Here is a 13,057-nt window from a genome sequence, read left to right as displayed (position 1 = left end):
TCCGCAGGCCTTTTTTTGGTTGTCCTACCACTGCCTTTATCAGAATAAGCTAACTATATAAAGGAGGAGGACAACATTAACGTATTTATAGGTTATATGATTATAGGATTATCCCTCTCGGCACCTCTCGGACCCATTAATGCAGCACAGCTGGACAAGGGACTCCGCGGAGGATTTATGCCTGCCTGGATAGTCGGTTTAGGGGCGGTTAGTGCCGATATCATCTACATGCTGCTTGTTTATTTTGGCCTCATTCATCTGCTGGATGCTCCGTTTGTTAAAGTGTTTTTATGGTTGTTCGGATTCTTTGTCCTCGTCTATTCAGGTGTAGACAGCATTAAAAATACAGGTGACATTTCAGCTGACGGGCTGAGGGGCAACGATACCTCACTATCCAAATCTTATCTGTCGGGATTTCTCATGTCCTTGTTCAATCCCCTCTCGATCCTTTTTTGGTTGGGTATTTACGGCTCAATATTAGCCAAGGCGGTCAGCGAGTATCCGATGCAGCAATTATTGATCTATAGCGGAGCAATCGTACTAGGGATTCTTTTCTGGGATGTAACCATGGCTGCCGCCTCCAGCCTCTTTCGTAAATTTCTAACCGTTCGGGTATTGAAGGCGATCTCCGTTCTGTCAGGTCTGTCGCTGATTGGATTTGGTTTTTATTTTGGTGTACAGGCTGCCCGACTTCTCTTTTTTCATTAAACCTTGTTTTTTCGCATCCTGATGCCCTTAATCCGAAATTCAGGACCGCCCGGTAAAGAATGATATTCATGGGTCTGTTCGTCCGCCCCATGCCCCATAACATAACTGTCCTTCTTATTACGGATGTGTTGAACGATCCAATCACTCAAGGCAATCAGCGAAACAATTAGCAGGCTGATGTAGAAGCCTGGACGACTGAGCGCATGAAATAGCGTACCTGCTACAGCAGTAGCGATCAGCACTAAGCCTAGCCAGCGTTTCACCCCGTTTAGAAGACTGGGCTTAAGCAGCTTGCGGGAGGAGAGCAATATAAAGGACCAGTTATAGAGGATCATCAGTCCGGCAGCTGTTGTAATGTATTCGTATACTTTTCCTGGCAACCACAATGACATCATAATGGCACCCCCTAAACCTCCAGCTATTAAACAAAGGGCAAAAAACGGATATTTATCCTTCCATTTCTTCGAAAAAACCTTGGGTGCATCCCCTTCCTGTGAAAGAGTGATCATCATCGAGGTAATGGCATAAAGCGAAGCTGTCATCGTGGAGAACCCAGCTATGATCAACACCCCGTTAAACAAATGCGGTATAAAGGTCAGATGGTCGCTGCTGAGCGCGAGCACAAAAGGACTTTCTTTTGGATTAAAAGCACTAAGCGGCACCATGATTACTGCAAGCCCGATTGAGAGAACGTATACTGTAGCCAGTCCCAGCAACATCACCTTTCCTGCTTTTGGAGCTTCCTCAGGTTTCTTTAGCCTGTAGGACATAATTCCCAGCACCTCAATGCCACCATAGGCATAAAAAGCAAAAATAAAGGCAGACCACAACCCGATACCTCCAGATGGAAACAACGCTTTAAACCCAAGTGGAACTTTCGGTGAGAACTTAGAACCGCCGATCCAACCCGTCAGAAGTACGGCAGCAATAACAAGGAACATTAGTATAGCCGCCACTTTAATGATGGCCAGTATATTTTCAACCCTGTCAAAGCCCTTATTACCAAAAAACACAATCAATAGGCTCACGGCCGCAAAGCTGGCAGCAAATACCCACATCGGTACGGCCGGGAACCAAAAACGCGAGAATATGGACAATGCTGTGAGCTGACTTCCCATAATCAACAGTTCCGAAAACCAATATACCCAGCCGCTCCCGAACCCTGCCCAATTTCCAAATGCTTTTTTTGCATAGGATCGAAATGAACCCTGCTCCGGATCTTCCGCTGTCATCTGAGCCAGTGCATCAAATACGACATATGTTCCAATAGCAGCTAAAATGTAGGCTAGCAGCACTGCTGGCCCTCCCATAGAAATTGCTAGACCTGAGCCAAGAAAGTACCCGGTTCCTATAGTGCCTGCTATGCCTAACAAGCTTAGTTGCCACCATTTCAGTTTATCGTCTTCTTCAGTTTTACTGGAAGGTTGCTTCATGAATTTCGTCCTCATCCTGATTAGAATTTGAGATATCTCTCATCTCTAGAATTCCCTTCAGGCGGGTCCGTTATTTACAGGAATCATAATAAATAAGCTTCCCGACCAGAAAGGCTGACAGGCTTATAGTTATTCATACCGGGTAGTATGCAATAAAGAAGAAAAGACTGGTTAATCAGTATGGCTTTTTTGTGGTAGGAATCGTTGTATCGATTCGCATGTTTACGGAAGTTTCTTGTTCTGTGATCTGTGGAATGGCAATCGTAACTACATCTAAACCGCAGTATAAATGATATCTTTCCGTACAAATGGTACTATTGGGTATGGACTTACTCTATAGTAAAGGATAATTTACTCATGATTAGAAAAAATCTAACGAATTTTTATACTGGTGAATTTGCTAAGCTATTCGGAATCAAAAAAGATACATTGTTCTACTATGACAAAATAAAGCTATTTCAACCAGCAGGAATAAGCGATAACGGATATCGATATTACACTATACAGCAGCTCGATACCTTTTGGGCTATACAATCACTCCGATCGTTGAACTTTCCTATTAAAGATCTGAAGAGCTATTTCAGTTCACCTTCCTCGGAGAAATTGACCAAGCTTGCTGAAGAACAACTCATAAAGGTGGAAGAAGAAATTAAAAAGCTACAAGAAATTTATTGGTTCCTTTCGAAGTTGACATCCATATCAGAAGAATTAATAAATACCACACTAGGTGAAGTTACAATCGTTGAATTACCGGAGGAACACGTGATATATAGTGCCCCGAATCCACGTACCGGTGATACCTCTAACGAAGAATGGAATTACGATTATGAAGTTTTTTTAGAGCAAACAGGAATGAAAGGTCCAGCTTTCATTGGTTCTGTGACTAGCAAAGAGGATATCTTGCATGGTCGGTTTAACCGAGTTGAACGTTTGTTTGTTCACACTGAAACTCCGAATGCCGAATTAAAATCCGCAGGTCTTTATGCCATTCTTTATCATAAAGGCAGCTATGAGAGCATAACGGAAGTTTATCCGTTCCTGTTAAATGAAATTAGGGATAGAGGGTTTCATGTATCCGGTAATGCTTATGAAGAATATTTGGTCAATGCATTGTCAACCAATAGAGAAGAAGACTTTGTCACGAAAATCAGTCTTGCTATAAAGTAGAAAATTTAATTTATAGCTTAGCGTCGTGTGACGAGTTGCTGCAACTCGGTAGCCCAGAGCTCTTGCGGATTCGGTTGAGCCACGATGTAGAACTCGCGGTATACTTCCTGAGGCCGATACCCCTCTCTACTAATCCAACGTCGGAGATTATTCCAGGTGGCAGCAGTGCTTTCTGAGCCACGGTGCACCGTCGTTACAGCCGCTTCAACACCAGAGAGAACTACGACCTCGAATCCGTCTCTGGAGACAACCTCTGGTCCGACAGGGAATGCGGCAGTCACAATTAACCCGTTACCGTCCACGGCTTCCTCAAAGGTGGCTAGCGATACCGCACCAACAATCACACCTGCCTGGGTAAGGCTGAGGTAGAGCTGATTAAACATTGGACCAATGATAGGGTTGATGTGATTAAAGCTCTTCGCTTTTGCCATGATGCGGGCGACGCGCAGAGCCGGCAGCGATTTGATCTCTGGTTTGTGTGCAGCGATCTTAGGTTTTTCTTCAGACACTGCTGATCCTTCAACACTTTTTTCTTCTGTGTCTTCTTCTATATAATTATTCATGAGGTACTGCGTTGCCGCTAAGGCATGGGTGCGAACCAGATGCAGCAATTCCTTGATCGATACCGACTCATTGGCCGCGCTGCAATTGCTTCCGTCCGGACCATACCAGAAAGCAGGCGTACCACGATAACGCCAGTACCGACAATCGGAAATTGCAACATCAGGAACCAGCACCGGTTTGTTCCACCCCAAATCTTCTACCGTCTCCTGCAAGATCCTAGCCATCTCACTGTCTGGATCCGATACATCCGCCGAATCGACGCCTTCCAATTTGATTTCTGCTTCGGGATAGCGAGCAACAATATCTCTGGCTTTCGAGAAAATCGTATACGGATCAGCTCCGACTGGAAGAACAACGGATACCGAGAATATACAATCAGGTGAAATGACACTAGGTGAATTGCCACCCTCGATCGTACCAACATTAACCGTGATTAATGGCAGAATCTCAGCCGCACCTTCTCCTCTGGACTCGTTGTACTGTTCACGCCGCTGCGGATTAGAGAGTATATCCGTAATCGAGGAGGGAACGTCTACCTCGATACCTTCCAACTCGTCAAGGTCGAGGATGATATCGGTGGCGATACGGATCGAGCTTTTGCTTTCGTTAGGATACCCGGATATAGCTCCCCGTGTCGCCACTCGTACAGAAAACTGCATGTAACCCTTCGAGGAGAACGAAATCGCATCCGTTCCAGAGGGTTCGGCGCTGAGGACGCAGTCGGCTTCCATTTCGCTTTCGATCTGCTCGAACATAAAGCCGGTGCCCCGTCCATATCCAGTCTCTTCATCGGAGACGATGGTAAGCGATAGTTTGCCCTTCAGTTGATCGCGTAATTGTGATAGATACGTGTAGGCGAAAAGCATCGCCGTTACGCCTGCCTTCATATCTGACGTCCCGCGTCCCCATACCCGACCGTTCACAATCTTTCCGCTCCATGGATCGTCAGTCCACCCGGGTTCATCTCCAGCAGGCAGTACATCGAGATGTCCGTTGAACATCAGATGCCTACCCTCGCTTGGCATTTGCACCACAGAAATGATATTTGGCATGGTATCTTTGGCGTTGACTTGCCTGTACGGAAGTCCTTCGATGTCGAGGTAACTCTGAACCATCGCCATTGCCTCACGCGTATCACCTGGAGGGCTAGGGGTTTCATATTTAACTAGACTTGAGAAGAACTGAACAATCTTCTCCTCATCACGTTCGACCCAATTCATTATTATCTCGCTAATTTGTTTTAACTGATTCTTTTGCTTCAATTGTTGATCCATATCCTTGTCTCCTTTGAGTGATTGATGATTTGCAGGCTTACATAGGTCATCTGTCCTGACAAAGGGTATCATAAGGTATGGAGTTACTCCATAGTAAAGAGGGGGTTTTTCTTTTGTTTTGGAATAGCTGAGTAACTCCTAAATCCAAACCGTATCCAGCAGCTCGTCCACTGCTTGAATTCTGGTCACAGATGGTGTTTGTATTAAATTCCCTCTGACCATAACCATAGCTACATCAGACAAAGCTTTTATGTTCTCCAATGGGTTTTGCTCCATCATGATTAAATCCGCATATTTGCCCACATCTATAGAACCTGTCAGGTGATCGATTCCCAAAATATCTGCATTTGATTTGGTTACTAGTTCAATAACCTCACTTGCGTTCAGCTTTGTTTGTCGCATGAAATGATCAAGCTCACGCCAAAGATCATAGTGGGTTACATAGGACATAGCAGCGTCCGTTCCCACACCGATTTTGATATCATGTTCTATAGCCTGCTGTAGCCCTGTTAACATAGAGTCATACACAAGCCGGGCATTTTCCTTAATGGTTGTATTCAACTTTGTCAGGATCGGATCTAATTTCGCACTGGGATAAGCTGCTTGTAAAGTAGGAATCACAGCGGTGTAGCCCTTTAAGGCTCTGGGATTATTTTTGTACAGCCTGATCATATCCTCATCCATCTCCGCGCCGTGTTCAATAGTATCCACTCCACCCTTTAACGCAACTCTTACACCTTCGGTACTTTCTGCATGTGCCGCCACACGCATCCCAATTTTGTGAGCTTCCTCGCAAATGGCAGCCACCTCTTCTTCCGTCATTTGCAAGCGGCCTGCTTCTCCGATCCTTTTGGCATCGGTGACCCCGCCAGTTACACATATTTTGATTAGGTCCACTCCGTTTTTTACATTGATTCTTACATTTCTTCTCCCTTCCCATGGTGAATCACCGACCAAAGCCAAATAAGGTGCACCGTGGCCATCCGTTACGCTCAGGAAATACCCAGATACCAAAAGATTAGGTCCAATAGATTGATTTGCCTTAATCTCATCCCTCAACTGAACATCAGTATAAAAAAATTCACCTACGCTACGCATCGTTGTTACTCCGGAATGCAGTGCGGTTAGGGCATTTTTTTTCATCCGTCTCTTCAACATGTTTCTGCCCAGTCTCGTATCCAAAATATGATGAAACGCAAAATTCAGCAGCCCTTCACTGGCAGACAGCGTAAACGGCTTACCATCGGCAAAAAGATGGACATGCGCGTTGATGAGACCGGGCATCACATATTTCCCCGAACAATCGATCGTTTGGAAATGGGTGGGGACAGTTACAGCGCTTGCTTTCCCGATCTCCTGAATCAAGCCGTTTTCATCAATCAAAATCGTCATATGGGAATCAGTCCCTTTTTTCGCATCTCCATAAATAACATTACAGTCCATAAACGCATAACCTGTCTTCATCGTAACTTCCCCCGTTTCTTGATTACACCGCCCAATAATGAATAAATAATTCATTATTGGATTAAAAAAATAGGGACCCTCGTAGATGCTAAATGTGCATATCCACTTGGTTGTCCCTCATTGCTGCGTTGCGCCCCAGTTCTACCCCACACCTAAATTCGGTGCATTGATGTTATTCGTTTAAGCTTTTTAGTCCATGTAGCCAGTATAAGCTTAATGCCTCAAAAATCCTTCTCCGGCTATCGGCGCTCATCTCGTGCTTTAATAAATCCAGAATCATATTGATGACATTGTTCGCGATGATCTTCAGCAGAATCATATTTTCTTCGGTTCCGATTTCGTATCTTTTATAATGATCTTTTATATAGGGTCTTTTAGTTTCGATCATCAGATCGATCAGCTCGTTTTTGGCATTGCTATATACGGTCCCTTTATTCTTTTCAAAAATAATGACAATCTGCCTGCTGTACTGGGTTAATATATTTATTTGCTCTTGAACGATAGCTGATTTTTTCTCATTATTAACATCATCAAAAAAAGTCTGGTTATCGATACGAATATTTTCCACTAGCACATTCTTCAAATAGTCCACTAAAGACGGGGGAACAACCGAATAGAACAACTCTTTTTTATTTTTAAAATAAGTATAAATATTGCCAACAGAAATTTGAATTTCATCGGCAATATCATTCATTTTGGCATCAGAGAAGCCTTTTCGGAAAAATACCTTTAAAGCAGCGGATTCAATTTCCTGTTTTACTTCGTCTTTTTTAGACTGCATATTGCCCCTCACCTTTAATAATGAATTAATGATTCACTATTAAAAATAATTCAAAAGATTCGATTTGTCAAACTACATTCGTGATTCAACCATTACAATATTTCGATATAGCCTTCTGTACCATGCACACGAATTCGTTGCCCATCTTTTATCAATTTGGTAGCATTCTCCACTCCGACAACTGCTGGTAAGCCATATTCACGCGCAATAACTGCCCCATGGGTCATTAGTCCACCAACTTCAGTAACTAGGCCTTTTACAGATACAAACAATGGAGTCCAGCTAGGGTCAGTGAATAAGGTAACTAATATATCTCCATCTTCTAGATCAGCATCCTCCATGTTTAAGATGACACGCGCTCGTCCCTCTATAACACCAGAAGAAACCGCTAGACCTACAATAGCTTCTGTTGGGAGGTTTTCTCGGTTGTACTTACCCGCAATAATTTCACCATCAGACGTGAGAACACGTGGTGGAGTTAGTTTTTCATATAATTTGTACTCTTCTTTTCGTTTGCTGATGATCTGGTAATCCAGTTTGCATCTACTTACGACTTCGCGAAGTTCTTCAAACGTTATATAGTATATATCTTCTTTTTCAGGAATAACTCCTGCTTGTACGAGTTGTTCGGCTTCTTTTAATAAAGCTTGCTTATAAACGAAGTAGCGATTAACCATACCGTATTTGGGGTATTCTCTAAACCCGCTGAAATTCCGGATGAGATCAATCATTCGTTTTGTTTCTTTAGCTTTTTGTTCACCATCGGGTAATTGCTTCAATCGATCTAATAGCTCTTGTTCTTTTTTCAAAGCTTCCTGTCGACCTTGCTCAAATTTCCGATGGCCAGCATTAGGTTCAAAGTTTTTGATATTACTAAGAATCATGGGGACAAGTGTAGTTGGTTTTTCGCTCCAACGAGTTCTTGTAAGATCGATTTCTCCGGTACATCGCATTCCGTATTTGCTGAGATAGTCATAGAAAGCCTCTTGGGTTTCCTGCCCACCCTCAAAACTAACCAGTTCATCTAAGAAATTATCGTCTTTAACCTGCTGTAAATAATCAATGACTTCCGGATAAGGCCGAATCACATCAGCGAGATTGAGTAACGCCAGACCCATTTCCGAAGTAATATTGCCCTGTACAGATTGAGAAAGCGTATCTGCTACGTTTTTTTCACCTAACCACTCATTTATTTTTTCATTAATCCATGCTGAAGCATCCATAGCCACCATAATCACACACATACTTTGTGGGTTGAATAGAATCTTCTTTAATTGCTGCATATCTTCCAGAATAAAATCAAACAACTCCGCCCCTGATTTGGTTTGAATGTTTTGTTGCAGCTCTTCTATCGATGCTTGGTTGCTCTTAATGAGGTCAGAAACGATTGTCGGATCATTTTCGAGTTGTACTTGAGAATCACTAGGTGGCAGGCTTGTATTGCTTTTACTCGGAGTAGAAGCTTTTTCATTATCTGCCGAAAATTTTATAAAATCTTCTCGCTCTACGAGGGTTATGAGTGCGTCTTTTATGAGGGGATCAGATTTACCTAATGCTTCTATGATCATTTCTCTGCTGCCAGGTGAAGCAAGACTTGATGTGACATCAACAAACAATCTTCCGCCAGCTGTACGCATAGGTGCAGGAGTCGTTAACAGGTAAAAAGCCAATCCCAGCGGTTTCATGGGATCTGTCATCATTTGTTGATGACCAACAGATACATAAACGTGGTTTTCTTGATCATTCGCTTCAGGGATGGGGAATAAAGTCGTGATTGGCCGACTCTGGACGATATAAAATGTATCCTCGTCCAAACACCATTCGATATCTTGTGGGCAACCAAAATAGGCTTCAATCTGTCTGCCTATCCTTGCTATTTTTAAAATTTGTTGTTCAGTAAGTGTTTGAGTCTTTTGCTGTTCGAGGTCGATCTGCCGGGTCTCTGTTCCGCCTTCTTTTAGTCCGTAGATAGCCAATTTTTTGGTTGCTATTCTCTTATCGACAATTTTCTCTTGCTGTACTTTATAACAATCGGCAGATACCAAGCCAGAGACCAGTGCTTCGCCAAGTCCAAAACTAGCATCGATGGATAGCAGTTTCCGGTTAGAAGTAATCGGATCAGCGGTAAATAAAATCCCTGAAGCCTGTGGAAAAACCATCCTTTGAACGATAACGGATAAATAAACTTGACTGTGGTCAAATCCATTTTGCATACGGTAGATTACGGCACGATCCGTAAATAGAGAAGCCCAACATTTGCTGATATGCTGAAGGATTGCTTCTATGCCGATGATATTTAAATAGGTATCTTGTTGACCTGCAAAAGAGGCATGTGGTAAATCTTCAGCGGTGGCACTAGAACGCACTGCATAAGCATGTTCATCACCAAGCTGGGTGAGATAGTGAGAAACTGCCTTCACAACATCGGAAGGAATTTCTGCTTCCATAATGATTTGCCGAATCTTCCTACTGATTTCACCGATTTGATCCCGATCTTCTACTTTTAGCATAGTTAGTTGATCCAACAAAGCATGATACGTTTGGTTCTGTTCGAGGGCTTGGTGATATCCTACTGTTGTAATACAGAATCCTTCTGGTACTTGTATTCCTTCTATTTTTGATAATCTCCCTAAATTTAACCCTTTTCCGCCAACGAGCAAAAGCTGTGTATTGTCCACTTCCTGAAAACCGAGAACTAAAGAACGCATTTATTATCGCTCCTAACTATTAAATTGAGAAAAAAATTGACAAGAATTTAACGGCATGATAATATAAATATATAAGATGCAATTATTATGCCTAACCTTTGAATATCAGTCGTGAGTTGATTATATCATCGTGTCTTTTCATATGCAATATATAAGAATCTGATGAGATAAATCAGGTTCTTTTTTTTGATTTCAGCTATCATTAGTGTTAAAGCAAATAAACCGCAGCCCCTCAAGTGGCCTACGATTTATTTGCTTTAATATTAGAATGTCGTAATAGGGTATATTATAATCCCTTCACTTCAAACTCATAGATCCGCGCTGCTGTATCGGCTCCCTGCGTAGGTTTGAGAATCAATAATTTTACATAGCGGGCTTTTACTAACGCAATTGAATCAGTCGACTCGGCAGCCGAGTTTCCTTGGACGTTGACAACATCCGTCCAGTTCGTTCCGTCGCTGCTGACCTGAATCGTATAATCACTGGTATTAAAACCGGACCACTCTCCTCCGCTCTCAGCATGCTTGATGACAAAAGTGCTGAGTTGATGTTCGGCGCCGAGGTCAACCTGAAGCCAATGGGGCAGATTGCCAATTGCGCACCATTTACTGTTATCCGTCACTTTACCATCTACGGCGTTAGGTGCCCCTTCCTTTTCCCCGCAGGCATGATCGGCTGTTGCAGTTTTACCAAGTGCCAGATTTTTCACTGCGCCAGCTTCCTTGCTCACTGTGATGAGCCCTTTTTTCGTAATTGTGTCTTGGCCCGAGCTGTTGGTTGCAGTTAGCGTCACGCTATAAACGCCCTCCTGAGCGAATGTCACAACTGGGTTCTTCGATGTGCTGACCGCCGGGCTTCCGCTTTCGAAGGTCCATGACCATCCTTCTGTCACTTCAGTCGACAGGTCGGTGAAGTTTACGCTCTCGCCTGGAGCCACTAGGGTTCGATCAGCCTTGAACTCCGCAATCGGCTTTGGATAATCCGGCCAGCTGATCTTCACGCTAGAGGGTTGACCTTGCTCGTATCTTCCATTGATGGCAACAACCTTCAATACTGTGACCGTTTCTTTGTCTATTCTTCGTATCTCAGGAACGTAAAACACATGATTTGGTGTTGCACCTATGAACATTTCACTACCATCTGGCAGTACACGATAGATTTCGTATTGTTTGACCTGCTGGTCAAGCTGTTTCCACTGTAATCGGGCGTCTCCATAAATACCATTGCGGAAATCGGATTGAGTGACCTTAAGATCGCGAACCGCGGGCAATGGTTTGATCGAGTCATTAGCATTTTGAATAGAGAGCTGGCCAATTTGAATGTTGTAATTATTAATCGCATCCTTAGAGTCAAAATACAGTGACAACGCTACGATCCGTTTCCCTTTGTATGGGGTCAAATTCAATGTTTCAGTAGTCCAGTCTGGCGATGTCTTATCCTTCACGTTAAGGAAGACATATTGGTTGGGATGGTCTGCGAAAGCGAGACCAACCTTCAGGCTTGGCTTATTTTGTGTTTTGTACGTAATAGACAGCTTTGTGCTTGCTTCGATCTTAAGGTCGGTCTTGTAGAGTTTCAGATGTGTCGCATTGTTAGGGTTCAGCACGCCTGATACCTTCAGCGAACTGCCGCCGTAATATGCATTGGACCAATCGAGCACTGGTGTAAGTGGGGTACCTTTGCTGTCTGCGATCCAGCGCCAGGAGGGAAGAATATCCTGCAGACTCCGGTTGTTCCAGCCCTTATCCCGCACCTGCTTCCCTCGTACAAAATATTTCTGTCCGCTTCCCGTGTTGAAGTTAGTGGTGAAAGGCAGCTCATTTACTGATGATGATTCGATCACATCGTTTGCGATACCTTTCCAGGCTTGATCGCTCGAGGTGTTACTCGGATTCCCGTTTGGACCCACCCAGAATTTGTTCTCGCGTACAAAGAAATCTTCCATACTCTCTGCGCTGTTAAAAGCCCAATCCGGGCGGTAAATACCAAGGGAAGTAACGGCAGGATCTTTATCCGGAAACAACAGATTCCAGTTCACCTTTGTATCGTAACCCTTGGCTTCGACATCGATGCCTGCATACAAGTCATATGGACTTCTGCCCAAGCTTCTAGCCTTCTCTGCCGAGCTTTTAAGATCCTTCCACCAGAAGTTCAGAAACATACTGTCCGTTATTTGCTTTTTATTGTCTTGCAGGAACATCGCATTCTTGTCGTTAAGTGCATTTTGCCAACTGATACTGCCCTCATTGGTCATGGAATCATACCATACGATGTGCATAGAATTTGACTTGTGTGATTCCAGATAACTTAGGAAAGCTTTCATTTGCTGTGCGTCGGCCGGTGTTCCGCCCTCAGTCTCCTGGTTAATAAACCAGCCGTCAAATCCGTAATGGCTCGCAACCTGGATCAACTTGTCAGCAGCGGGAAAGGAGCCGTCACTATTCTGCTGAAGCATCTGCTTGACCCATTCATACTTCCCGCCATATACGGTTGGTGGGAAGAACACCGTTCCGATGATCGGCACGCCATTTTTATGAGCCGCGTCGATCGTATCAGCGCTTGGAGGTACTATGATCCCTTCGCCCGCGGAACCACCCCAATAGACCAGCTTGTCAACATATTGCCAATAGGTAAATGTGTTAGCTTCGAATTTGCTTGAACCCTGCGATGGAACTCCGCTTGTTCCCGGGTTAAGTGCTGATAAAGCCATGACTTTTGGCGCTTTGGTTGCATGAGCGTTGACTCCATCTGCTACAAAACGGTCCTGCAGCGGGACTGTGCTCCGGTTAAATGCCGCATCCGGGTCGGATGCCGGACTCCACTGAAGCAATTGCTCCGGAAACCAATAGGATGAATAAGGCTGTTTCGCGAACGCAGTTGTGGATAAGACTGCGCACATCACAAGTAAGAATATAAAACCTGCCCCAATCTTTTTCATGCCATACTCCTCCAATCGAT

8 protein-coding genes are annotated in these 13,057 nt (G+C 43.9%); 2 read left to right on the top strand and 6 right to left on the bottom strand.

All coding sequences use genetic code 11. The features are described from left to right. Positions 1-75 precede the first annotated feature (75 nt). Positions 76-708 carry a LysE family transporter gene (locus NYE72_RS15630; protein WP_038571226.1) on the top strand — a complete coding sequence of 211 codons (633 nt, stop codon included), beginning with the start codon at positions 76-78 and terminating at the stop codon, positions 706-708. Here the strand turns inward: NYE72_RS15630 and NYE72_RS15625 are convergent. Beyond that, a complete protein-coding gene (locus NYE72_RS15625) occupies positions 705-2,141 on the bottom strand; it encodes an amino acid permease (protein WP_076223656.1) in 1,437 nt (478 codons plus the stop codon). The genes NYE72_RS15630 and NYE72_RS15625 overlap by 4 nt on opposite strands. 357 nt (positions 2,142-2,498) lie before the next feature. Between NYE72_RS15625 and NYE72_RS15620 the strand changes: the two genes are divergently transcribed. Then, a complete protein-coding gene (locus NYE72_RS15620) occupies positions 2,499-3,308 on the top strand; it encodes a MerR family transcriptional regulator (RefSeq protein WP_076099179.1) in 810 nt (269 codons plus the stop codon). 17 nt (positions 3,309-3,325) lie between these two features. On the opposite strand, the gene NYE72_RS15615 is transcribed toward NYE72_RS15620, so the two are convergent. The 5 genes from NYE72_RS15615 to NYE72_RS15595 all read right to left on the bottom strand — a co-directional run bounded on the left by NYE72_RS15615 (position 3,326) and on the right by NYE72_RS15595 (position 13,037). Further along, positions 3,326-5,146, bottom strand: coding sequence for a M20/M25/M40 family metallo-hydrolase (locus tag NYE72_RS15615; RefSeq protein WP_076274526.1), 1,821 nt, complete (start codon positions 5,144-5,146; stop codon positions 3,326-3,328). Between the two features lie 138 nt (positions 5,147-5,284). Continuing rightward, positions 5,285-6,610: an amidohydrolase family protein gene (locus NYE72_RS15610; RefSeq protein ID WP_076105761.1), complete on the bottom strand. Its 1,326-nt coding sequence runs from the start codon at positions 6,608-6,610 to the stop codon at positions 5,285-5,287. A 172-nt stretch (positions 6,611-6,782) separates the two neighbouring features. Then, positions 6,783-7,391 (bottom strand): TetR/AcrR family transcriptional regulator, encoded by a 609-nt coding sequence (locus NYE72_RS15605; RefSeq protein WP_038571215.1) that lies wholly within the window; start codon positions 7,389-7,391, stop codon positions 6,783-6,785. 92 nt (positions 7,392-7,483) lie between these two features. Continuing rightward, positions 7,484-10,099: a phosphoenolpyruvate synthase gene (gene ppsA, locus NYE72_RS15600; protein WP_339209958.1), complete on the bottom strand. Its 2,616-nt coding sequence runs from the start codon at positions 10,097-10,099 to the stop codon at positions 7,484-7,486. A gap of 286 nt (positions 10,100-10,385) precedes the next feature. Beyond that, positions 10,386-13,037 carry a discoidin domain-containing protein gene (locus NYE72_RS15595; RefSeq protein WP_339209956.1) on the bottom strand — a complete coding sequence of 884 codons (2,652 nt, stop codon included), beginning with the start codon at positions 13,035-13,037 and terminating at the stop codon, positions 10,386-10,388. Positions 13,038-13,057 lie beyond the last annotated feature (20 nt).

This window comes from Paenibacillus sp. FSL L8-0333, assembly GCF_037965665.1.
GTDB classification, from domain to species: Bacteria; Bacillota; Bacilli; order Paenibacillales; family Paenibacillaceae; genus Paenibacillus_AQ; species Paenibacillus_AQ odorifer.
This window is presented reverse-complemented; position numbering and strand designations above follow the sequence as displayed.

Excerpts from the sequence above, each read along its gene's own strand:
- NYE72_RS15605 (WP_038571215.1), bottom strand. The coding sequence starts at position 7,391 with ATGCAGTCTAAAAAAGACGAAGTAAAACAGGAAATTGAATCCGCTGCT.
- NYE72_RS15615 (WP_076274526.1), bottom strand. The coding sequence starts at position 5,146 with ATGGATCAACAATTGAAGCAAAAGAATCAGTTAAAACAAATTAGCGAG.
- ppsA (WP_339209958.1), bottom strand. The coding sequence starts at position 10,099 with ATGCGTTCTTTAGTTCTCGGTTTTCAGGAAGTGGACAATACACAGCTT.
- NYE72_RS15610 (WP_076105761.1), bottom strand. The coding sequence starts at position 6,610 with ATGAAGACAGGTTATGCGTTTATGGACTGTAATGTTATTTATGGAGAT.
- NYE72_RS15595 (WP_339209956.1), bottom strand. The coding sequence starts at position 13,037 with ATGAAAAAGATTGGGGCAGGTTTTATATTCTTACTTGTGATGTGCGCA.
- NYE72_RS15625 (WP_076223656.1), bottom strand. The coding sequence starts at position 2,141 with ATGAAGCAACCTTCCAGTAAAACTGAAGAAGACGATAAACTGAAATGG.
- NYE72_RS15620 (WP_076099179.1), top strand. The coding sequence starts at position 2,499 with ATGATTAGAAAAAATCTAACGAATTTTTATACTGGTGAATTTGCTAAG.